The sequence below is a fragment of the Sneathiella sp. genome, from assembly GCF_041689005.1.
In the GTDB taxonomy this organism is placed as follows: Bacteria; Pseudomonadota; Alphaproteobacteria; order Sneathiellales; family Sneathiellaceae; genus Sneathiella.
The window spans coordinates 1-22,564 of the sequence record NZ_JBDNHC010000081.1; the positions used below are offsets into that span (position 1 = coordinate 1).

The window sequence follows — 22,564 nt, forward strand, 5'->3', positions numbered from 1 at the left end:
CGGACAAACATCCATCCCAGGTCAAAATTTAACCCGGACTTTCCGCCCGCCCCGTCAGCAAGAGCCGCGTTATAGGACCATCATACAACAACGTCAACGACTAATTTGATGTTTCTACAACATTCTCAATATCTGGTGTTCCATCCCCCCTGCGCCTCCACAGAAAGCTCCCATTCCGGGGCATTTATCTTGCCCGCCGGATTGCTGCCGGAGGTTTCGGCCTCCCCCTTGAATCACTAGTAGGAGCGCGGCAGGCCGAGTTCATGCTCGGCGATATAGGAGAGGATCAAGTTGGTCGAGATCGGCGCGATCTGGTAAAGACGGGTTTCGCGGAATTTGCGCTCGACATCATATTCCTCGGCGAAACCAAATCCGCCATGGGTCTGTAGGCAGGCCTCCCCCGCCGCCCAGGACGCCTCCGAGGCCAGCATTTTTGACATATTGGCCTCGGCGCCGCAGGGCTCCCCGGCATCGTAAAGCCGGCAGGCCTCGTTCACCATCAGATGCGCCGCCTTCGTGTCCGCATAGGCGCGGGCAATGGGAAACTGTACGCCCTGATTCTGGCCGATGGGGCGGCCGAAGACCGACCGCTCGCGGGCATAGTTGGAGGCGGTCTCGATAAACCAGCCCGCATCGCCTATACATTCGGAGGCGATAAGAATTCGCTCCGCATTCATGCCGGTCAGGATATAGCGAAAGCCCTTCCCCTCCTCGCCGATCAACGCCGAGGCCGGAATGCGCATATTGTCAAAAAAGACTTCCGTGGTTGCATGGTTGATCATGGTGCGGATTGGGCGAATGGTCATACCGTTGCCGACCACCTCGCGCATATCCACGACAAAAACGGAGAGGCCGTCGGCGCGTTTGGCGACCTTGTCCTTCGCCGTTGTCCGGGCGAGCAGGATCATCAAGTCGGAATATTCGGCGCGGCTCGTCCAGACCTTCTGGCCATTGACGACATACTCATCGCCGTCGCGTACCGCGGTGGTCGAAATGCTGGTGGTATCCGTGCCCGCGGTCGGCTCGGTCACGCCAAAAGCCTGAAGCCGCAACTCCCCGCTCGCGATCCCGGGAAGATAGGTCTGCCGCTGCTCCTCCGAGCCATGGCGCAGCAGGGTGCCCATGGTATACATCTGGGCGTGACAGGCGGCGCCGTTGCAGCCGTTGCGGTGAATTTCCTCTAAGATTGCCGAGGCGACACTGAGCGGCAGCCCCGCCCCGCCATATTCCTCCGGGATCAGCGACGACAGCAGCCCCGCTTTGGTCAGGGCCTCGACAAATTCCGTGGGGTACGCGCGCTCGCGATCCTTCTGCCGCCAGTAGGCCCCCGGAAACCGGGTGCAGAGTTGGCGTACGGTCTGCCGGATCGGCTCGATGATATCTTCGTCCATAGCATTTCCCATTTCGTGATCCGAAGCCATGCAGGGTTACAAAATTCTCGAAATCTTCCCGCTCGGTCCGGAGGTCGTTGATAACCGCCTCTTCATCCATATAGCCAAGCGCCATGCCGCAAAACAGCATTTCATGATCGGCGAGCCCGAGATGCTCGCGGGTGGTTTCCGGCCATTGAGCCCAGGCCTCCTGCGGGCAGGTATGCAGGCCATATTCGCGCGCCAGCAGCATGATATTCTGCATGAACATACCGACATCGGCATATTGCCCGATTTCCATTTGCCGGTGGAGGATGAAAAAGAGGCCGATTGGCGCATCAAAAAACCGGTAATTACGCGACAGCTGCTTGAGCTTGCCGGGCAAGTCCCCCCGTGCAACGCCTATCAGTTCATAGAGCGCCTGCCCGACAACCCGCCGCCGGGTCCTGTAGGGATCGACGAGTTCCGGCGGATAGACTTTATATTCCGGGGTCTCGACGACGCCGTTCTGCCGCTTGGCACTAACATCGTCGATCAGCGCCTGAAGCGGCACGCCTGTCATCACATGGACGTTCCAGGGCTGGAGGTTGCCACCTGAGGGCGCCCGCTTCGCAGTTTCGAGTATCGCCCGGACGGTCTCCTCTGGCACCGGCGTGCCCAGAAACTGCCGAACAGTTATCCGCGAGTTAATCGCTTCTGAAACTTTCATAATAGGGCTCCTGCCATGATTGCCTGACCCGCTTTCTGTGAGATGCCTGAAAGAGAGAAAAACGGGAATTCAAGGCTCAAACCTTAATCAAAGCCAACATAATGAGTGACATTCGCCACATCCTCGCGCTCGCTCACCAATGTATTTTCTATGGCGTCCGTCTTTTCATATCCCATAGCCATGCCAGAGACCAGCACCTGATCGTCCGGGATATTCAGGTGACGGAAAATCGGTTCCTGAAAGGAAATCCAGGCCGCCTGAGGACAGGTATGCAGGCCTTCCCCGCGGGCCGCCAGCATCACCGTCTGCATGTAAAGGCCAGCGTCAAACCAGCTTCCTCGTCCAAGATAGGCGTCCACCGTAAAAAACAGCCCAACAGGCGCATCGAAAAATTTGAAATTTCGCTTCGACTGGCGTGCCGCGCCTTCCCTGTCGCCTTTTTCAATTCCCAGCAGGCCGTAAAGGCTCCAGCCAACCCCGCGCCGTCGGTCGCGATGGATGTCATTCCAGACGGGAGGGTAATAATCATAATCCTCATATTTCCGGGCATCGCCGCGGCCCACTAGTTCCTGTACATCGCGGGAGATGGCATCACGCACGTCACCGGTGCAGATATAGGTATGCCAGGGCTGGGTGTTCGTACCGCTCGGCGCGCGCTGTGAAATTTCCAGAACCTTCTCGATTTTGGACCGATCGACAGGCTGATCCGTAAAGGCACGGATTGATCGACGGGAACGGATTGCTTCTTCAACATCCATCGGTATTTTTCCTTTGTTGAGCCAGTCGGTGTGCACCGCGGCTGAAAGAAGAAGCGGCAGAATTCACCTAAATCCTGCCGCTTCATAATTTAAATTGGTCGCGTCAGCCGATTTCGGCATATCCATTATTCAGGACCACCAGATCCCGCTCTTTCACCTTACAGCGGAAAGAAGCCCTGTTTCCGTCTTGCCATATTTCGGTGACGATCGTTTCGCCGGGATAGACTGGCGCAGAGAACCGCAGGCCCAGTGATTTAAGTTTTGACGGATTATAGCCACAGGCCTGCTTGAGGATCGCATGTCCGGCAACGCCAAGAGAGCAGAGGCCATGCAGGATCGGCGCCTTGAAACCGGCGCTTGTGGCGACGCGCGGATCGGCATGGAGCGGATTGAAATCCCCGCTCAGCCGATAGATGAGCGCCGCCTGATCCAGCGTCGGCAATTCAACGACCGCATCGGCCTTCCGGTCGGGAAGCTCGTGCGGTTTTGGTGCCGAGACGGCCGGTCCGCCGAAGCCACCATCGCCGCGACAGAAGGTTGTCGAGGTGAGGGTCGCGAGCAGATCGCCGCTCGTTTTTTCCCGGACCTCGCGCGTGGAATACATCAGCGCGCCCTTGCCCTCGCCCTTGTCAATGATCTCGGTGATCTTTGTGGTGCCGATGACGGTGCCTTCGGCGGGAAGTGGCTTGTGGATCTCAATCCCCTGCTCCCCATGCAGGACTTTCACCCAGTCGATGCCGAACTCCGGATCTTTGAGAAAAAAGCCGGGATAGGCGAGAACCACTGCCATCGTCGGCAGGGCCTGCAACTCCTCCTCATAGGTGAAGCGGAGCTGGTCCATATCGAGCGGGTCCATGGAAACCCCGACCCCGAGCGCATATAGAATCGTATCCTTGAACGTATAGGTTTGCTCAATATCCTCGAATTTCCAGTTGATCAACTTGTCATAATCAATGGTCATGTCCGCCGCCCTCCTTATACCGGATCCCAGCAGAAAACATCACCGGAGCGTTCCAGCGGCACGAGGGAGGATTCAACAGCCGGGCCGAAGCGCGCAGCAACGCTTTCCGGCGTCCAGCCTTCGGAAGCCTGCAGGTTGCGGATCGGGCGCGGCTGGCTCATCAGGCAAATCTCGTTATTACGGACAACAAAAATCTGGCCGGTGATTTTGGCGGCCTGCTCTGACAGAAGATAAACAGCGAGCGGGGCAATTTTCTCCGGCGTCATCTGCTGGATCTTGGCGACGCGCTCCCGCTCGGCGTCCGTGCCTTGAGGAATGGTGCCAATAAGGCGCGACCAGGCAAACGGCGAGATGCAATTGGAGCGCACATTAAAGCGCGACATATCAAGCGCGATGGAACGTGATAGCCCGGCAATGCCCAGCTTGGCGGCGGCATAGTTGGCCTGACCGAAGTTGCCGATAAGGCCGGAGGTTGAGGTCATGTGAACGAAAGAGCCGCTCTGCTGCTCGCGGAAATACGGCGCGGCGGCGCGGCTGACATTAAAGCTGCCCTTCAGGTGAACAGCGATGACCGCATCAAACTGTTCCTCGCTCATTTTATGGAAGATAACGTCGCGCAGGATACCAGCGTTATTGACGATGCAGTCGATGCTGCCGAATTCGCTACGGGCGGTCTCGATCATCGCGCCGGCATCATCGGAGCTGGCGACATTGCCGAAATTAGCGACAGCCTCGCCGCCAGCGTCAGTGATGGTCTTGACCACCTCAAGCGCGGGAATCTGGTCGGCGCCGTCGCCCTGCTCTGAACCGCCGAGATCATTGACCACAACCTTGGCGCCCTGGGCGGCGCACATTATGGCAATTCCCCGGCCAATTCCGCGCCCGGCCCCGGTGACAACAACGACTTTACCTGCGAGCATTTTCTGATCCGACATGTTCTTTCCTTTTCTTAATTATTAATGGATCTACCTATTGTTGAGGGCAATTATAAGCAATGCCCCCGCTCCGTCGATAGAAATTTTTTCATGACGTGGTTATTTTTTCGCCAATTTCGCCAGCGACTGGATTGCCGAGGACGTAACAACCTTCTTCTCGTTGATATAGGCTTCATGGTTTCGCTCGATATCGCGAAGGTCATAATAGTAGTTCACCAGCACGCCCCCCGACTGGGCCATGCCGTTGGCGGAGTTGTCGCCCAGCCAATTGATCCGCTCCAGCCGGGCACCGTTGCCAAGGTGGAACCGGGAGACCGGGTCGATCGGGCGACCGCGGGATTTTTCATTGACGAGATAATGGGCGACCAGCTGTTCAAGCGGCTCGCGGATTTCGTCAACGTTCTTCGTATCGTCCTGCCAGCCCGGCTCCTCCAGCGTTTCCTTGACCCGGGTGCATTTCGTCGCGGAGACACGACCGACCTTGCCCGAGGTGCCCGCCAGCCATTTGCGAAACCCCGGAACCGGCGACAGGGTGGCAAAATGCTTGAGGTTGGGAAGCTCGGCCGACAGTTCAGCAACCACCTGCTTGATCAGGAAGTTTCCGAAGGAAATACCTTTCAGGCCGTCCTGGCAATTGCTGATGGAATAAAAAATCGCCGTATCGACCTTGGTCGGGTCATCCCGCTCCGTCTCCGGCGACAGCAGCGGCTGCACGGCACCGGAGAGGCCCTTGACCAGGGCGACCTCGACAAAGATCAGCGGCTCGTCGGGTAGCGCGGGGTGAAAAAATGCAAAGCAGCGCCGGTCCTGATCGAGACGGCGGCGTAAGTCCTCCCAGCCGGCAATCGCATGGACCGCCTCATACTCGATCAGTTTTTCGAGGATGACCGCCGGGGTGCGCCAGTCAATCCGCCGCAAGGCGAGGAAGCCGCGGTTAAACCAGGAGGTCAGCAGATGCCGCAAATCATTATCGACGGCTTTCAGTTCCGGATGTGCGCGCAACGTCCCAACCAGAAATTTACGCATGTCAACGATGGTTTCCGTGCCGCCGGGCGCAAAATTAATCCGCCGCATCAGTTCCTGGCGCGGTGCCTCAATCGCCTTCGTGAGGCGTTCGTAATTCTCAGGTGTGGCGTCCGTATGATAGGCGGCGACGGCCTCCTCGATGCGTTTCTGGTCCGGGGCCATTTCCGCGTTCAGGAACTCGAAAAACCCAAGCCGATCTGCCTCCGGCAGGGCGCGCCAGACCTCGACAACCTCGCGCGCAAGCGCGATGCCCGAGGCTTCGCCTTTCTGCGTCAACAGATCACGGCAAAGGCCGATAATGCTGTGGTTCCGTGCCTTGCCACCCCGGATGTCGAGCAGGTCGCGTCCGGCGTCGGCAATCGAATTGAATATCTGGGAAACAAATGTCGGGGCCATTAAAATCTCAATCGGGAGTAAAGCTAAGGTGAGAAGAAACGTTCAATGAATATTTTCAGTACTGTCCTATCATAAACAGAAATTGGTCAATTTGAAGACAGATTAAAGTAAATTGTGTAAAATTTCCGGAAGGCGTCCAACGGGCCGTCTCACAACAAAATCTTGCGCCGATGCACGATTTTTACTACATCCATTGGGCTGTCTTGCCCAAAATGAAAGTTGATCCGTGCCTGATAAGAATCTCTACAGCCTGTTTGAAAGCCGTTTTCCCGACGATATGACGCAAACGGCATTCGAGGGTCCCGATATCGCCCGCTACAGCTACGCCGATGTTCATGCGGCGTCGGCGCGGATTGCCTATTTCCTGCTCCAGCAGGGGGCCCTGCCCGGCGACCGTGTTGCCGTACAGGTTGGCAAGTCGGTGGAGGCGGTGATCCTCTATCTTGGCTGCCTGCGCGCAGGCCTGGTTTACCTGCCACTCAATACCGCCTACAAGGCAGCGGAGATCGAGTATTTTCTGACCGACGCCTCCCCCGCCCTCGTTGTCTGCGACCCCGCCTCACTGGAGAGCATCCGCGATATTGCCGCGACTGCGGGGGTGAAGGAGGTTCTCACTCTCGATGAGGCCGGGAAAGGCAGCCTGATGACTGGCGCGGTCAGCTTCCCAGGCCATTTTGATACCGTCGTCCGCACCGGTGACGACCTTGCGGCGATCCTTTACACCTCCGGCACCACCGGGCGCTCCAAGGGGGCGATGCTGACCCATAACAATCTTGCCTCTAACGCGTTGTCCCTGCATCGCGCCTGGCATTTCGAGGCGGACGACGTGCTGCTGCACGCGTTGCCGATTTTTCATGTCCATGGCCTGTTCGTGGCGCTGCATTGCGCCTTCCTCAATGCTAACAAGGTCATTTTTCTGACCCGCTTCGACGCAAAAGCCGTGATTGAAAACCTGCCCAAGGCGACCGTTTTCATGGGGGTTCCGACCTTTTATGTGCGGCTGCTGGCGGAAGCGACGCTCACGAAAGACGCCTGCCGCACCATGCGCCTGTTCACCGCCGGCTCGGCCCCACTGCTGGAGGAGACGTTCAACGCCTTTTCGGCGCGCACGGGCCATGTCATTCTGGAGCGCTACGGCATGACCGAAGCGGGCATGATCACCACAAACCCCTATGACGGCGAGCGCAAGGCAGGAACCGTTGGCTTCCCGCTCGACAATGACGTGCGGATTGCGGATGAGGACGGCCGGATTCTCGCCGACGGGGAAATCGGTATCCTTGAGATCAAAGGCCCGAACGTCTTCAAGGGCTACTGGCAGATGCCGGAAAAGACGGCGGCGGAATTTCGCCCCGACGGTTACTTTATCACCGGTGACATGACGCAAAAGGGCGAGGATGGATATTACCGCATCGTCGGGCGGGCGAAAGACCTGATTATTTCCGGCGGCTATAACGTCTATCCGAAGGAGATTGAAAGCTTCATCGATGACATGCCGGGGGTCGCAGAAAGCGCCGTCGTCGGCCGTCCGGACCCGGATTTCGGTGAGGCGGTGGTTGCCTTTGTCGTTGCCGCCGACGATGACGCCGGGGCGACCCTGACGGCCGAGACCGTCACCGCCTATATCAAGGAAAAACTCGCCAATTTCAAGGTGCCGAAACAGGTCTATATCGTCGAGGATTTGCCGCGTAACACCATGGGAAAAGTGCAGAAGAAATTGCTGCGGGACCGCGCCCTCGCCGATGCCTGACCTCAGGCGTCCTGACGTTTTAGATAGGCATTGACCTTGGCGCGATTGCCACAGGTGGCCATCGAGCACCAGCGGCGACGGCCGTTACGGGACAGGTTGATGAAATAGAGGTTGCAATCGTCACTGGCGCAGGTTTTCGTTTTCTCGACGTGATCCGAGCCCAGAAAATCGGCAATGTCACGCAGGATCGGGAAAACCAGCTTTTCCGGGCCATCCTCGTCAATGATAGTTTTTAGCTCCATCCCACCACTATCCGTGGGCTCAAGCCGAAGATAGCTTTTAAAGCCCTCAAGGCGGCTATTTATCTCCTCAAGAAAATCAGGGTTGACCGGCCAGCCGGCTGCGAGATCTGTCAGCACCTGACAAAAACCGGCGCGTAAATTAAGAATGGTCTCGACCACCTGCTGGCAGCGCGTCGGGTTCTGGAAAAGGAACATATGCAGCTCCGATGCCTCATCCTCATGCAATAGTTTATGGGATTTTAAAAAGGTGAGAAGATCCTCAAAACTTGCGAGACCGTCCAACTCCCGTCCGATCCGCTCGCGGCTATTGGCAAAATCAAGGGCCAGTCGACCCCCAAGGGTATAATACCCTTCGGTATTTACAACTCCAGCTTTTACAAGCGCCCCTATCCTGGCCACGCGATCACTCCGTTTAATCTTTATATTACAGGTTACGATACAATTGACGCGACCCTACACCAATATTCACCGACATACCAGTTTAAAACATAGAAATAAATCTATTTGTCAGAAATTATCGCTCTTCTTCTTTCATAGAAATATCCTATAACATATTATTATGTCTAGTTTTTATTAATTTTTAAAAAGACAAATATATATCAGTACCCGCACAAGCCTCACGCCCGTGCAGCCGCTGAAAGTCCCTGATTAAACTGATTTTAATGGTGCCTTTCGATTAAGGCAAAATTATGATCGCCCTGCCGCCGGACTACCAACTTTCTGATACCAAAGGTTGCAGGCAGCCCGTCTTGAGCAAAATATCATCAAGATCGCCCCGCTCCTCAAGGGTCGCAAGTCTGGTTTTGAGGGTCTGCAGCGCCTTTGCTGAGTATTTCACGGTCTGCTGGCTGAATTTCGCACCCTTGATCAGGGCGGTAAAGTCCCCGGCATCCTCCGTCACCGCCTTGGCGTTCGCCGCACTCCAGGGCAGATAAATTGCCCCCACCTGGTTTTTGAGAACGGGTTCCAGCGTCGGCGCCAGCATATCCCAGCTTTCCCAGTCGCCTTTGCGCTCCGGGGACAGCATAAGGTCGATCCAGTCGATCAGGCGCGGATGCGCCTCGCGCAGGATTTTTTCCGTCGTCGGCTGTTGCAGGCAACAATAAATCTGCCCGAAAAGACCAAAATCCGCGAGCGACGGCTGCCCGCCGAACAGATAGGCCCGCCCCGCCAAATGGGTTTCAAGAAGCGCGATCAGCTCCATAAACGATGCTTCGATAATATCCTTCGTGCCCTCATGAGAGCCGACGAAACTCAGCCGCGGGACCATACGGGCACGCAACTGGGTGGCGAGAGCGTCCTGCGCCGCCCGCTCCCCGTTGGGCATGACCGCACGCGCCAGCCCATCGCTGACCGCAATCTGGTCCTCATCCCGCCACCAACGGTAATGGAACATCGGCTTGTTGACCCATTCATCGGCGTAGTCTTCCAGCAGGCTAGACAGATAGGCAAGCATCGATGATGGCGGCTGGATCGGGCGGTCCGGGAAACGCGCTTCCATGCGCTCGATTATCGGCGTTGAATCCTGCATTACCTCGTTGTCCGGCCCCTGCACCAACGGGATCAGCGGCAGCTTCGCCAGAGCCTTGAATTCTTCCTGATTATCCAGCGTCCGCGGCCGCCATTCGTGAGGAATGTCCTTATAGCGGAAATAAGAGCGTAGCTTGACAGAAAAGGGCGAATATTCAGAACCAAAGATTATATAGGGGGCCTCATCCATTTTCGTCTCCCGTGCTTTTTTTGGATGCATTTTATCCGCATTCGCAATAGCATAGAATGTCGGCCGCAACAGGTGCAAATGCTTTTCCGTCCCGGGCCGAAAAAGCTCGATCTGTCCCTGCCCAATGCTGATATGAAATAACCGAATAATGATAAAAAATCGCTACCATAAGGAATCTTTCCACCATGACCATATCCAGCTATTTTTCCGCGACCTATGCCGAGGCCCGGGCCAAATTTCTTGAAGCTTGCGCGGCGCAAGGACTTTCCGTTGAAAACAACCTCAATGACAAGGCCAAGGGTGCCGACGGGGAATCACTTTATATGGATGCGGTGCGGATCGGCCCCGAAAAGGCAGCCAAGGTCCTGTTCGTTTCCTCCGCCACCCACGGCGGCGAAGGGTTTTGCGGCTCCGGGGTTCAGGTCGGCATGCTGCGCGAAGACATGCTGAATAACCTGCCGGAAGATGTGGCGGTTGTCCTCGTTCATGCCATAAACCCTTATGGATTTTCCCATATCCGCCGGGTCAATGAGGACAATATCGATCTCAACCGTAATTTTCTCGATTACGACAAAGGTCTTCCTGAAAATCCTGACTATGCGGAAGTGCATGATATGCTCGTACCGGATGACTGGAACGGCCCGGCCTTCAAGCAGGCGGAAAAGGACATTCAGGATTATATCGAAAAAAAGGGCATCGGTACCTATCAGCAAGCCGTCTCTGGCGGCCAGCATATCCGCGCCAACGGCCTATTCTTTGGTGGGGTCGAGGCCGCCTGGAGTAACAAGACGCTCCGCGCGATTGTCAAAAAACATGCGGGTAATGCCACACATATTGCCATGATGGATTTCCACACAGGGCTTGGCCCCTATGGCCATGGGGAACTGATCTATGTCGGTGATCCCAATGGCCTGTCCCGCGCCAAAAACTGGTATGGCGATGATGTGACTTCACCGGAGGCGGGAACCTCCACCTCGGCCGTCGTGCGCGGCACCATCGACATCGGTATCTGCGAAAGCGCCCCGAAGGCGCAGGCCACCTGCACAGCCATCGAATATGGCACGAAGCCAATTCTGGAAGTTCTGAACGCGCTCCGGGCCGATAACTGGCTTTATATCAAGGGTGATATCAACAGCGAGCAGGGTCGCGACATCAAAAAGCAGGTCCGCGATGCGTTCTATGGCGATGCAGATGACTGGAAACAGATGATCTGGGAGCGTGGCATATCTGTCGTCGATATGGCGATAAAAGGCCTGCACGCGGAAAAATGACGGAGACGCTGACAATCAGGTGCGATGATGTCCGTACGGAGGAGATCATTGCCCTGCTATCGGCTCACCTGACCCTCATGCGCACCCTGTCTCCGCCGGACAGCATCCATGCCCTGAACCTCGACGGATTACGGGCGCCGGATATCACGTTCTGGCGCGCTGACGCCGATGGGGAATTAAGGGGGTGCGCTGCGCTCCGAGAATTGACGGTGTCAACCGGCGAGATAAAATCCATGCATACGACCGCAAGTCATCGCGGAAAGGGCGTCGCGGCGGCCCTTCTCATGCATGTCATGGCGACGGCACGGCGGCGCGGATACCGGGATCTCTATCTTGAAACGGGATCACAGCCGGGGTTTCAACCGGCTCGCTCCCTTTATACCCGTCATGGCTTTGTCGAATGTGGACCGTTTGCGGATTACCGGGACGATCCGAACAGTTTTTTCATGACCGTGAAACTCTGAAACCCGGTCCTCCCTACTCCAGTTCCAGTCCCTCGTGGGACAGCTGGTCGAGACGTGGCATCAAGTCGAGCAATTCACGGGTATAGGCGGCGGTCGGGTTTTCGAACAGATCCTCCGTCGCCGAGACCTCGACCAGCTTGCCGGTTTTCATCACCCCGACTCGGTCGCACATCTGCCGGATCACCGGCAGATCATGGCTGATAAACAGCATGGTCAGGCCCAGCTCCTCCTGTAAGTCTTTCAGGAGGTTGAGGATTTGCGCCTGAATGGACACGTCGAGAGCCGAGGTCGGCTCGTCACAGATCAGGAAGCGCGGGCGGGTTGCAAGGGCGCGCGCAATCGAAATGCGCTGCCGCTGGCCGCCGGAGAATTCATGGGGAAAGCGTAAAGCAGCCTGGGCGCCGAGACCAACATGATCAAGAAGATCCATGACAATCTGTTCCACCTCACGGCGGGAAGAGGCAAGCTTGTGAAAGCGGATCGGCTCGGCGACAATATCCATCACCCGCATCCGCCCGTTCAGGGACGAGAACGGATCCTGGAAAATCATCTGCATCTGACGGCGATAGTAATCCCGCTCGGTTTCCGACTTGATTTTCGTCAAGTCTGTTCCAGCAAAATTCACGGAGCCCGCCGCCGGGGTATAGAGGCTGCAGATCATCCGGGCGACAGTCGACTTGCCGCTACCACTTTCGCCGACAAGCCCGAAAACCTCGCCCTGCTCGATATCGAAGGACACATCATCGACGGCGTTGAACGTTACCCGGTTCCGCTTGAGCAAGGCAGGTTTGGTCACAAACGTCATGACGAGATTACGAAGGCTCAGTAACGGGCCCTCTACCGTATCGAAATCGCGGACCTTTCCAAGCCAATGAGTGGATAGATCGAGCAGCTTCTTCCGCTCGCCTTCCTTCTCGATATAATCGACCATGGGAAAGCGTTTCAACCGCACATCGGGACGCGGCACGGCGCTAATCAGGCTCTGTGTATAGGGATGATCGGGGTTACCGAGAATTTTGGCGGTCGTTCCCTCTTCCACCAACCGGCCATGATACATCACCGCCACCCGGTCGGTGATTTCAGCAATCACCCCCATGTCATGGGTGATGATCAGCATACCGACCTGCTTGTCCTTGCACAGCCTGCGCATCAGCTCAAGGATCTGCGCCTGAATAGAAACATCGAGCGCGGTGGTCGGCTCATCGGCAATGATCACCTCGGGCTCGGCGCAAAGCGCGAGGGCGATGACCACGCGTTGGCGCATCCCCCCCGAAAACTGGTGCGGATAGTTCTTGATCCGGTTTTCCGGATCGGGAATGCCAACCTGATGCAGCAGATCAATTGCGCGGGCACGTGATTTCTTCTCGCCGAGCTTCAGATGCAGGTCAATCGTCTCGATCAGTTGCTGCTCGATTGTCTGCAGTGGATCGAGGGAGGTCAGCGGATCCTGAAAAATCATGCCGATCCGGCGCCCGCGGATTTTTCGCTTGGCCTCCGGCGCCAAGGTATCGATCTGCTCCTGCTTGAGCAGGACATGGCCTGCGGTCATTTTGCCGGGCGGCTCCAGCAGGCCGATAACCGCGTTGCCGATGGTTGACTTTCCCGCCCCGGATTCGCCAACCACGCCGAGTACCTCACCGGGCTGGACCGTCAGGGTCACGTCATCGACCGCAATAACCGTGCCGTGGCGGCTTGGAAATTCAATCCTGAGATTATTGATATTAAGCAAATCCATACCGGGGTCCCTAGCGCAGCTTCGGATTGAGGGCATCGCGCATCCAGTCGCCCAGCAGGTTTACCGCCAGCACGAGAATGACAAGTGCCAGCCCTGGAAAAATCGTGATCCACCAGTCGCCCGAAAACAGGTACTCGTTACCGATGCGGATCAAGGTTCCGAGGGAGGGAGTCGTCGGCGGCACCCCGACCCCAAGGAAGGAGAGCGTCGCTTCGGTGATGATGGCGATGGCAAGATGAATGGTCGCAATCACCATCACCGGCCCCATCACATTGGGCAGTATATGGCGTCTCAGGATGGTTGTCGGGCGGATCCCGATCACCCGCGCCGCCTGCACGTATTCCTTGCTTTTCTCAACCAGGGTAGAGCCACGAACCGTCCGCGCATACTGAACCCAGCCGGAAATTCCGATAGCGAAGATGAGGACGTAAATGGAAATATCCGCATGAAGCTCCGACGGTACGATCCCCCGCGCAACCCCATCGACCAGCAAGGCAATCAGGATAGCGGGAAACGACAGCTGAATATCGGCAATACGCATAATAATCGCATCCGTCCGACCGCCAACATATCCACTAATCAAGCCAAGGGCGATGCCAACGACCATTGAGAAAATAACCGAAGAGAAACCGACAAGAAGCGATATGCGGGCGCCAAAAAGGATCGTCGACAGAATACCCCGTCCCTGATCATCCGTGCCCAATAGAAAGTTCGAATCTCCAGCGGCATTCCAGGCAGGCGGTATGTTCGAATCCATAATGCTGATCTTGGCAAGATCAAACGGGTCATGCGGCGCAATCCAGGGGGCGAATATCGCTGAAAAGATCATCAGCAGGGTAACAAGTGCCGAAATGATAGCCACCGGGTTTTTCCGGAAGCTGTACCAGATGTCACTATCAAAAAAACGTGCCATCCGTGACTTTTCTATTATGTCTTCCATGACCTGACCCCTCACGCGCTATCGGCGCGCAAGCGCGGATCGACGGTATAATAGAGGATATCAACCACCATATTGATGATGACAAAAAAGAAAGCGATCATGACCAGATAGGCCGCCATAATCGGAATATCGACATCGGCGATCGCCTGGATAAACAGCAGTCCCATCCCCGGCCACTGGAACACGCTCTCGGTGATGATGGCGAAGGCAATCAGGGAGCCAAGTTGCAGGCCGGTTATGGTAATGACCGGCACCAGCGTATTCTTGAGAGCATGCTTGAAATGAACCACCCGGTCAGGCAGGCCACGGGCACGGGCGAACTTGACAAAATCGGTGCGCAGCACTTCCAGCATCTCGGCGCGCACCAGCCGCATGATCAATGTCATCTGGAACAACGCCAGCGTGATCGACGGGAGGATCAGGGATTTCAGGCCCGACGCAGTCAGGAATCCGGTTGTCCACCAGCCAAGCGCAACCACATCGCCGCGGCCGAAGGTCGGCAACCAGCGTAACATCACGCCAAAGAACAGGATCAGCAGGATACCGATCAGGAAGGTCGGCAGGGACACCCCGATCAGCGAGAGCGTCATGATACCTTTCGACAGTAATCCCTTTGATTTAAGCGCCGTATAGACGCCGCAGGGAATACCGATCACAAGGGCAAGAATAGCAGATACCAAGGACAGCTCCAGCGTCGCCGATAATCGTTCGAGGATCAGCTTGCTCACCGGTTGCCGGTATTTATAAGATATGCCGAAATTCCCCTCTGCCGCATTGAGCGCAAAACGGCCGAACTGGACGAGAAACGGGTCATTCAAACCCAGCCTTTCAGTCAAATCGAGCCGGTCGGCCTGGCTCGTATCCTGCCCCACCATGTTATTGATGGGATCGCCGACAAAGCGAAACATGGAAAAGGCAATGAGGGCAACCGTCAGCATTACGATAACCGATTGCACGAGCCGCTTAAAAATAAAAGAAATCATATTATGTCACTGTCAAAGTGCAAAAATAGGCGGGGCCCCACGATTAAAAGGGGCCCCGACATGCAGTATTATTTCTTAACGGTGACATACCGGAAATCAAGACCGTTATCCGCACGCTGATTGACCTTCACGCGATCACTCACGCCCCAGGAAAGCGGCTGCTGATGAATAGGCATATAACCAACTTCATCTTTCACAATCGTGAAGGCTTCCTTGATCATGGCGTTGCGTTTCACCTGATCCGTTTCGCTGCCGATTGCGGCAGTCAGTTCATCGACCTTCGGGTTGCAGTAGTTACCAAGATTGAACATACCGCGCTTGTTTTCCGGATCCTGACAGACGATCAGGGACGAGAGAACATTCTCCACGTCCATCGAGCCCGGCGTCCAGCCCAGCAGATAGAAGCTGGTGTCATAGCCGCTGGTTGCCAGAACCTTGCCGAAATACTTGGATTTCGGTTGCGCCAGCAGATCAACCTTCACACCGACTTTCGCGAGCATGGAAGTCACGGCCTGACAAATCTTCTCGTCATTGACATAGCGGTTGTTCGGGCAGTCGAGCGTGACTTCAAACCCGTCCGGATAGCCAGCCTCTGCGAGCAGGGCTTTTGATTTTTCCGGATCGTAGGCATAAGGCGTATTCAAAGATTCAACAAAACCGTTGATCTGCGGGGCTGCCAGCAGACCGGTCGGAGTTGCTGCACCGCGCATGATCTTTTCCTTGATGGCGTCAAGGTTGATCGCATGAACGAAGGCGGCGCGGACGCGCTGATCCTTGAACGGGTTCTTGCCCTTGATGTTGGAATAGAGCAATTCATCCCGGCCCTGGTCAAAGCCAATGAAAATTGTCCGGGCTTCCGGACCGGTCAGTGCGGATACACCGTCGGCCTTTTCGAGACGGGACCAATCTTGCACCGGAACCGGATACACCATATCAAGCTCACCGGAAATCAGGGCAGCAACCCGTGTCGGGGCTTCCTTGATCGGGGTAAAGTCGACTTCAGTGACGTTGGACGGGATGTCCTTCCAGTAGTTCTCGTTACGCACCAGAACGGTTTTTACGTCGGGCTGATGGCTTTCAATCCGGAAAGGTCCCGTGCCGTTGGCGTGCAGGTTGGCATAGTTTCCGGCATTGTCACCGGCCGCACTCGTCGAGGTCGTTGTGTTATGTTCTTCGGACCATTCCTTGTCCATGATAAACAGGTAAGGCATATCCTGTACCAAAATCGGGTTCGGTGCCGGTGTTTCAACGACAATTGTATAATCATCCACCTTGGTGATATTCTTGATCTGACCGCTACGGACTTTCTGGTCAGAGCCTTCGCTTCCGGCGCGCTGCCAGGAGAAAATCACATCGTCGGCGTTAAAGTCTTGACCGTCGTGAAATTTTACACCCTTACGTAGCTTGAATTCCCAGGTTGTCGGCGTCAGGAGTTTCCAGGATTCAGCAAGGCCCGGAATGATTTTCAAATCCGGGTCATACAGAACAAGGCCTTCATACACGTTGCCGAGCGTACCCAGCAGGAAAGATTCATTCAATGAATGCGGATCGAGAGAACTCAGGTTCCCCTGAAACGCATATTTAAAGGTTTCAGCCTTGACCGGCGATGCCACTGCAAGTGCAGCGACCATAGCCGCGGTTAATATTCCGGTACGTAGTTTCATAACAACTCCCTTTTAATTGCTACCTAGTTTCACTTGTCCATGCCCGTATGGGCAGTTTGCTGTGACTGTTTATTGCTTTTATTGCACAGTTTCTAATATTGAGATTAGCCAATAGTCATTTCCCTGTCCATTGCATTCCACCTATTATGCGGCCAGCCTGTCGATCAGTTTGACGATAAACCGCTCCGCTGCGACAATCTGGGTAATCTCGATATACTCGTTTGGCTGATGGGCGACACCGATGGACCCCGGTCCGCAGATAACGGTCGAAAATCCAGCGCCCTGAAACTGCCCGGCCTCCGCCCCGTAGGACACAGCCGATGTCTTATTCTCACCCGTGATGGCCTTGCACAGCATTTCCGCTTCGCCGTCTATCTCAGCGGCAAGCGCAGGCACCCGCGCGGAAATCTCGCTAACGATATCGGCCTCTGGCGCAATCTTGCGCAAATCCGGCAGCACTTCCGTGTTGCAATAATCGTTGAAGCGAGTGACGAAGCTCATCGGATCATCTTCCGGAATATGACGGATGTCCCAGAGAAAAGTACATTGGCGCGAAATAATATTCGCCGCTGTACCGCCATTGACCACACCGCAATGCAATGTCGTATATGCGGGCGAAAAGCGGCTGTCGGAGGTTGAGCGGGCCTTGTTTTCGGCCATCATGTCAGCAATGAAAGTGATCAGCCGGGCCGCCGTCATCACGGCGCTAACCCCGTCCTCGACCAAACTTGAATGGGCTTCTCGGCCCGTAACCGTTGTTTTGAGCGTGATAATGCCCTTGTGGGCGGAGACGATATTCATCATCGTTGGCTCGCCAACGATAACAGCGCGCGGCTTCGGCAGGCTTTCGGCGAGCTGCTCAATCATCGAGGGGGCGCCGACGCAACCGATTTCCTCGTCATAGGAGAGCGCAAAATGAATGGGAAATTTCAGCCCCTTCTCAATCATGTTCGGCACCTGCGACAGGGCGATCGCGGAAAAACTCTTCATATCCGATGTGCCGCGCCCGTAGAGCTTTCCGTCCTTCTCAACCACCGTGAAGGGATCAGTCACCCAAGGTTGTCCGTCCACCGGCACGACGTCCGTATGGCCAGAGAGGACAACGCCGCCCTCAATATCCGGGCCGACGGTGGCATAGAGGTTGGCCTTGGTTTTATCGACATTGAAAACCCGGCTCGCGGCAATGCCATGCCCCGCAAGATAGTCGGCGACAAAATCGATCAGGGCGAGGTTGGAATTTCTTGATACGGTATCAAAGCTGATCAGTTTATCGATCATCTCACGGGCTGTGTAGACCTGTCCCAATTGGCGGCATCCTCGATTGTTTGATATCAACTTATTTTAAAACCATATACCAGCTTATTTTAAAACGAAAGCGCGGATTGTGCCCTCTCGCAAAAAATATGCCGTCGGGGGAACCGCCTCAATCGAGCAGCAGCAGAAGAATGCCGCCAATGATAAAGAGGATACCGGCCGCCTCAATCCTGTTGGTCTTTTCCTTGAAATAGAAATACGACGCAATAAAGGTGAACACCAGTTCGACCTGCCCAAGGGCGCGAACATAGGCGGCGTTTTGCAGGGTCATGGCCGTGAACCAGCCGGCGGAACCGAGCATGCCGGTCAGGCCGACAACGATGGCAATACGCCAGGCGCCCAGAACGCGGGAAATCTCGCCGGGTTCGCGCAGGCGCAGATAGACACCCATAACCAAGGTCTGGAAAAACAGCACACAAACCAGCGTAAAGGCCGCCTGCATTACCACCCCCTCGCCGCCAAGGGAAAGTGCGGCGGCGCGATAGCTGACAGCGGAGATGCCGAACAGGGCGCCGGACAGAAGGCCGAACGCCGCCGTCTTGCTGGTCCAACTGGACAGGAATTCGCGAAAGCCAAAGGAACTGCTCGACATTGAGATCAGCAGGATACCGAAAAAACTGACCGCGATGGCAAGAACTGCGCCAGAGCCGACATGCTCGCCCAGAATAACGATGCCGAAGACCGCCGCCTGCACCGTCTCGGTTTTCGAATAGGTGGTGGCAACGGCAAAATTCTTGAGGCTAAACAGAGCAAGTAAAAGTCCGGTTGCCAAAATCTGCGAGATGCCGCCCAGCGCTACAAACCCAGCAAAATTAGCGTTGGGTGTAGGGGTCGAAAAGCCGCCGAAATTATTGAGGGCAAGAACATAGATAAACGCAAATGGGGCGCCATAGATGAACCGGACATAGGTTGCGCCGCCCGTGCTCAGCCTACCCTTCAGGTATTTTTGCATGGCGGTGCGGGCATTCTGACAGAAGGCCGCAAATATGGTAATCGGTATCCAGGCTTCCATCGGGAGACTACTCGAACAAGACAAGGGATTTCTTTTCACCCGGAAAAGAAGCCCTTGTCAATCACTGAGCCGGAATGGCAGCCATGCTAATAGCTGCAGTCGACGTCTCCAAGCTCGACATAGACGGATTTCGTCTGCGTGAAATGGGTGAGTGCCTCGGCGGCATTTTCACGGCCGATGCCGGACTGTTTATAGCCGCCGAAAGGAACGCCCACGGGCGTCAGGTTATAATTGTTAATCCAGCAGGTCCCGGCCCGAAGCCGGGCGACAACCCGGTGGGCACGGGAAAGATTTTGCGTGAACACCCCGGCGGCGAGCCCGAATTCCGTGTCATTGGCGCGGTTGATAACCTCATCCTCATCCTTGAACGACATGATCGACATGACGGGTCCGAAAATCTCCTCGCGGCAGATGCGCATATCGTCCTGACAGGCGGTGAAAATGGCGGGCGAGATAAAATTCCCCTTCTCGCAGCCCTTGACGGTTACTTTCTCACCGCCGGTGACCAGATAGGCGCCCTCCTCGATACCAAGGCGAACATATTCGAGAACCTTTTCAAGGTGATCGGCATTGATCAGCGACCCAACGTCGGTTTTGGTATTCATCGGGTTGCCGATCACCATTGCCTCCGTCCGGCTTTTCAGGATAGAGACGAAGGCGTCATGCACGTCCTCATGCACATAGACGCGAGTGCCGTTGGAGCAAATCTCACCCTGGGTATAGAAATTCGCATTCATCGCCGCCGAGACCGCGTTGTGAATCAGACTGTCCTCGAACACGATCAGGGGCGACTTGCCGCCCAGCTCCATGGTGACATATTTGACGGTGGTGGCGGCATCGGCCAGTACCCGCCGTCCGGTCGGCACAGAGCCTGTGAAGGATATTTTATCAATATCCGGATGGCTGCTCAGCAAATGCCCGGTTTCCGCGCCACCCTGAACCACGTTGAAGACACCGGCGGGCAGCCCCGCCTCCTTCAATATCTCAGCAAGGGTCACCGCATTGGTGGGTGTCAGGTCGGAGGGCTTGAAGATCATCGCATTGCCCGCAGCCAATGCCGGCGCGGTTTTCCAGCAGGCAATCTGCAACGGATAGTTCCAGGCCCCGATCCCGGCGCAGATGCCGATCGGCTCGCGCCGGGTATAGGCGAAGGCGCCGGGTCCGAGATCATGATGACTGCCCGTGATATCGGCGGCGAGACCGCCAAAAAACTCGAACGCATCGGCACCACTGTCGATATCCGCCTCCGGCGCCTCGGCAATCGGCTTGCCGGTATCGGCAACCTCCGCCTTGGCCAGTTCCATCCGCCGGGCACGGAGGATATCAGCGGTCTTTTTCAGCACCCGTCCCCGTTCCATCCCGGTCATCGCCGACCAGACCTGAAATCCCTTGCGGGCGGCGATAATCGCCTTGTCAATATCACGGGCCCCGGCAAGCTCGACATCGGATATCTTGGCTCCTGTCGCTGGATTGAAATTCTCAAAACTTTTCCCGGAAAGCGCCCGGCAGGTCTTGCCGTTGATAAAAAGCGATAGTCGGTTGGTCGTGCTCATTGCAATTCCTTATTTGTTGCTCGGTGGTTCTCACCGCTGGCGTGTCTGCCAGTCTTCCGCCAGATAGACAGGCGCGTCACTTTTCGGGAGCGGCGGGCGCCCCCGGATCGCATCAGCGATTTTCTCCGCCATCATAATCGTCGGCGCATTCAGGTTTCCGCTGACGATCTTCGGCATGATCGAGCTGTCGACCACCCGCAAATTCTCGACGCCATGCACCCGCCCCTCGCCATCGACGACGGCCATGGCATCCTCCCCCATCTTGCAGGTGCAACTGGGATGATAGGCCGTTTCCACGGCGTCGCGGACAAAGGCGTCAATCTCGGCATCAGTTTTGACATCCGCGCCCGGCGCCAGCTCCGTGCCGCGATAGGGATCGAAGCCGGCTTGCGCAAATATCTCGCGGGTCAGCTTAACCCCGTCGCGAAGTTCGCGCTGGTCCTGTTCCGTCGAATTATAGTTCGGTTGCAGCAGCGGCGCATCGTCAATATTGCCGCTTCGAAGCCGCATATAGCCAACGCTGGTACTGCGCATTGGGCCGACATGGGCTTGGTATCCATGCCGGTCCGTGGGATTGCCGCCATCATAGCGCACCGCCATGGGCAGGAAGTGATATTGCAGGTTCGGATGCTCGATCCCGGGCTCGCTACGGATAAAGCCCCCGGCCTCGAAATGATTGCTGGCGCCGATGCCCGACTTGAACAGGATCCATTCCAGCCCGACCTTTAGCTTGGCGAGCGGTGACATGACTTTGTAAAGCGTGATCGGCTGTAAGCATTCCTGCTGCACATAGAGTTCAAGATGATCCTGGAGGTTTTCGCCGACGCCGGGCAGGTCGGCAATCACCGGAAGGTCGAAGCCGCGCAACTGGTCGGCCGGGCCAACCCCCGAAATCATCAGCAATTGTGGGGAATTAAGGGAGCCTGCCGCCGAGATCACCTCCCGCGTCGCCGCCACTGTGACGCGCTGCCCGTTCCTCAGGTAATCGACGCCGGTTGCGGTGGTGCCCTCAAAATTGATCCGCCGCGTGTGGGCATTTGTGAGAATGGTGAGATTAGGGCGGCTCTGGACAGGATCAAGATAGGCCAGCATCGTGCTCCAGCGGCGACCTTTATGGACCGTCATATCCATGCGCGCCATGCCCTCCTGCTGGAACCCGTTCATGTCGGCGGAAAAGGGATAGCCTGCCTGCTGGCCCGCCTCCATCCAGGCGTGATGAAGCTGATTTTCGCAAGGGCCAACCGAAACGTTCAACGGCCCCTCGCCGCCGCGATAGTCATCAGCCCCGCGATCATAGGTTTCCGCCTTTTGAAAATACGGAAGGCAATCGGCATAGGTCCAGTTTTCAAGGCCCGGCAGAGCCGCCCAGCCATCATAATCGAGGGCATGTCCGCGCACATAGCACATGCCGTTGATTGACGATGAGCCGCCGAGACCCTTGCCGCGCGGCCAGTAAATTTTGCGGTTATTCAGATGTTCCTGCGGCTCGGTATAATATTGCCAGGACAGGGACGACGAATGCATGGGATAGCTCAGCGCCGAAGGCATATGAACGCGCCAGTCCCACCACGGCGCGCGGCCGCCCGCCTCCAGCAGCAGGACAGAGACATCGCGATCCTCGGACAGGCGGTTCGCCAACACCGAGCCCGCCGATCCCGCGCCGATGATGATATAGTCATATGCTTTTTGTGTCGGCATTGGCTCTTAACGTTGGTTTATTGTCCAGCAAGTATAGCAGCGGGAAATGGTTCCCCTGTTTAGAGG

General features: G+C 56.2%; 18 protein-coding genes and 1 pseudogene. 3 read left to right on the plus strand and 16 right to left on the minus strand.

The annotated features are described in order from the left end of the window. Positions 1-236: 236 nt before the first annotated feature. The 6 genes and pseudogenes from ACESNI_RS10160 to ACESNI_RS10185 all read right to left on the minus strand — a co-directional run bounded on the left by ACESNI_RS10160 (position 237) and on the right by ACESNI_RS10185 (position 6,155). Positions 237-1,391: an acyl-CoA dehydrogenase family protein gene (locus tag ACESNI_RS10160; protein WP_373086504.1), complete on the minus strand. Its 1,155-nt coding sequence runs from the start codon at positions 1,389-1,391 to the stop codon at positions 237-239. 160 nt (positions 1,392-1,551) lie between these two features. After that, positions 1,552-2,079: pseudogene (locus ACESNI_RS10165) on the minus strand (nitroreductase); the annotation flags it as partial. 83 nt (positions 2,080-2,162) lie between these two features. Next, positions 2,163-2,837, minus strand: a complete 675-nt coding sequence (locus tag ACESNI_RS10170) for a nitroreductase (protein WP_373086505.1) — start codon at positions 2,835-2,837, stop codon at positions 2,163-2,165. Positions 2,838-2,940: 103 nt separating this feature from the next. Beyond that, positions 2,941-3,798 carry a MaoC/PaaZ C-terminal domain-containing protein gene (locus ACESNI_RS10175; protein ID WP_373086506.1) on the minus strand — a complete coding sequence of 286 codons (858 nt, stop codon included), beginning with the start codon at positions 3,796-3,798 and terminating at the stop codon, positions 2,941-2,943. Between the two features lie 14 nt (positions 3,799-3,812). Beyond that, a complete protein-coding gene (locus ACESNI_RS10180) occupies positions 3,813-4,733 on the minus strand; it encodes an SDR family oxidoreductase (protein WP_373086507.1) in 921 nt (306 codons plus the stop codon). 99 nt (positions 4,734-4,832) lie between these two features. Beyond that, positions 4,833-6,155 carry a malonyl-CoA decarboxylase gene (locus ACESNI_RS10185; RefSeq protein WP_373086508.1) on the minus strand — a complete coding sequence of 441 codons (1,323 nt, stop codon included), beginning with the start codon at positions 6,153-6,155 and terminating at the stop codon, positions 4,833-4,835. A gap of 226 nt (positions 6,156-6,381) precedes the next feature. Between ACESNI_RS10185 and ACESNI_RS10190 the strand changes: the two genes are divergently transcribed. Beyond that, positions 6,382-7,902, plus strand: a complete 1,521-nt coding sequence (locus ACESNI_RS10190) for a malonyl-CoA synthase (protein ID WP_373086509.1) — start codon at positions 6,382-6,384, stop codon at positions 7,900-7,902. Between the two features lie 2 nt (positions 7,903-7,904). On the opposite strand, the gene ACESNI_RS10195 is transcribed toward ACESNI_RS10190, so the two are convergent. Beyond that, a complete protein-coding gene (locus tag ACESNI_RS10195) occupies positions 7,905-8,543 on the minus strand; it encodes a CGNR zinc finger domain-containing protein (protein WP_373086510.1) in 639 nt (212 codons plus the stop codon). Between the two features lie 310 nt (positions 8,544-8,853). Continuing rightward, a complete protein-coding gene (locus ACESNI_RS10200) occupies positions 8,854-9,864 on the minus strand; it encodes a glutathione S-transferase family protein (protein WP_373086511.1) in 1,011 nt (336 codons plus the stop codon). 185 nt (positions 9,865-10,049) lie between these two features. Here ACESNI_RS10200 and ACESNI_RS10205 point away from each other — a divergent pair, with 185 nt between their 5' ends. Beyond that, the gene (locus ACESNI_RS10205) at positions 10,050-11,135 is read left to right on the plus strand and encodes a M14 family metallopeptidase (protein ID WP_373086512.1); all 1,086 of its coding nucleotides are present in this window, start codon (positions 10,050-10,052) and stop codon (positions 11,133-11,135) included. Next, the gene (locus tag ACESNI_RS10210) at positions 11,132-11,599 is read left to right on the plus strand and encodes a GNAT family N-acetyltransferase (RefSeq protein WP_373086513.1); all 468 of its coding nucleotides are present in this window, start codon (positions 11,132-11,134) and stop codon (positions 11,597-11,599) included. Before ACESNI_RS10205 ends, ACESNI_RS10210 begins: the two co-directional genes overlap by 4 nt. Before the next feature lie 13 nt (positions 11,600-11,612). Here ACESNI_RS10210 and ACESNI_RS10215 read toward each other — a convergent pair whose 3' ends face one another. The 8 genes from ACESNI_RS10215 to betA form a co-directional block, all read right to left on the minus strand. Continuing rightward, complete coding sequence (locus tag ACESNI_RS10215; protein ID WP_373086514.1) at positions 11,613-13,334, minus strand: ABC transporter ATP-binding protein; 1,722 nt, start codon at positions 13,332-13,334, stop codon at positions 11,613-11,615. 10 nt (positions 13,335-13,344) lie between these two features. Next, positions 13,345-14,274: an ABC transporter permease gene (locus ACESNI_RS10220; RefSeq protein WP_373086516.1), complete on the minus strand. Its 930-nt coding sequence runs from the start codon at positions 14,272-14,274 to the stop codon at positions 13,345-13,347. Between the two features lie 11 nt (positions 14,275-14,285). After that, positions 14,286-15,257: an ABC transporter permease gene (locus ACESNI_RS10225; protein WP_373086518.1), complete on the minus strand. Its 972-nt coding sequence runs from the start codon at positions 15,255-15,257 to the stop codon at positions 14,286-14,288. A gap of 68 nt (positions 15,258-15,325) precedes the next feature. Continuing rightward, a complete protein-coding gene (locus ACESNI_RS10230; protein ID WP_373086519.1) occupies positions 15,326-16,921 on the minus strand; it encodes an ABC transporter substrate-binding protein in 1,596 nt (531 codons plus the stop codon). 144 nt (positions 16,922-17,065) lie between these two features. Beyond that, positions 17,066-18,226: an acetylornithine deacetylase gene (gene argE / locus ACESNI_RS10235; RefSeq protein WP_373086520.1), complete on the minus strand. Its 1,161-nt coding sequence runs from the start codon at positions 18,224-18,226 to the stop codon at positions 17,066-17,068. 118 nt (positions 18,227-18,344) lie between these two features. Further along, complete coding sequence (locus ACESNI_RS10240; RefSeq protein WP_373086521.1) at positions 18,345-19,247, minus strand: EamA family transporter; 903 nt, start codon at positions 19,245-19,247, stop codon at positions 18,345-18,347. A gap of 86 nt (positions 19,248-19,333) precedes the next feature. Continuing rightward, complete coding sequence (gene betB / locus ACESNI_RS10245; protein ID WP_373086523.1) at positions 19,334-20,800, minus strand: betaine-aldehyde dehydrogenase; 1,467 nt, start codon at positions 20,798-20,800, stop codon at positions 19,334-19,336. Between the two features lie 30 nt (positions 20,801-20,830). Beyond that, a complete protein-coding gene (betA, locus tag ACESNI_RS10250; protein WP_373086524.1) occupies positions 20,831-22,498 on the minus strand; it encodes a choline dehydrogenase in 1,668 nt (555 codons plus the stop codon). Positions 22,499-22,564: the final 66 nt, after the last annotated feature.

Bases quoted from the DNA above. Each gene is read 5' to 3' on its own strand.
- ACESNI_RS10160 (WP_373086504.1), bottom strand. From the start codon at position 1,391: ATGGACGAAGATATCATCGAGCCGATCCGGCAGACCGTACGCCAACTC.
- ACESNI_RS10170 (WP_373086505.1), bottom strand. From the start codon at position 2,837: ATGGATGTTGAAGAAGCAATCCGTTCCCGTCGATCAATCCGTGCCTTT.
- ACESNI_RS10175 (WP_373086506.1), bottom strand. From the start codon at position 3,798: ATGACCATTGATTATGACAAGTTGATCAACTGGAAATTCGAGGATATT.
- ACESNI_RS10180 (WP_373086507.1), bottom strand. From the start codon at position 4,733: ATGTCGGATCAGAAAATGCTCGCAGGTAAAGTCGTTGTTGTCACCGGG.
- ACESNI_RS10185 (WP_373086508.1), bottom strand. From the start codon at position 6,155: ATGGCCCCGACATTTGTTTCCCAGATATTCAATTCGATTGCCGACGCC.
- ACESNI_RS10200 (WP_373086511.1), bottom strand. From the start codon at position 9,864: ATGGATGAGGCCCCCTATATAATCTTTGGTTCTGAATATTCGCCCTTT.
- ACESNI_RS10205 (WP_373086512.1), top strand. From the start codon at position 10,050: ATGACCATATCCAGCTATTTTTCCGCGACCTATGCCGAGGCCCGGGCC.
- ACESNI_RS10210 (WP_373086513.1), top strand. From the start codon at position 11,132: ATGACGGAGACGCTGACAATCAGGTGCGATGATGTCCGTACGGAGGAG.
- ACESNI_RS10215 (WP_373086514.1), bottom strand. From the start codon at position 13,334: ATGGATTTGCTTAATATCAATAATCTCAGGATTGAATTTCCAAGCCGC.
- ACESNI_RS10220 (WP_373086516.1), bottom strand. From the start codon at position 14,274: ATGGAAGACATAATAGAAAAGTCACGGATGGCACGTTTTTTTGATAGT.
- ACESNI_RS10225 (WP_373086518.1), bottom strand. From the start codon at position 15,257: ATGATTTCTTTTATTTTTAAGCGGCTCGTGCAATCGGTTATCGTAATG.
- ACESNI_RS10230 (WP_373086519.1), bottom strand. From the start codon at position 16,921: ATGAAACTACGTACCGGAATATTAACCGCGGCTATGGTCGCTGCACTT.
- ACESNI_RS10240 (WP_373086521.1), bottom strand. From the start codon at position 19,247: ATGGAAGCCTGGATACCGATTACCATATTTGCGGCCTTCTGTCAGAAT.
- betB (WP_373086523.1), bottom strand. From the start codon at position 20,800: ATGAGCACGACCAACCGACTATCGCTTTTTATCAACGGCAAGACCTGC.
- betA (WP_373086524.1), bottom strand. From the start codon at position 22,498: ATGCCGACACAAAAAGCATATGACTATATCATCATCGGCGCGGGATCG.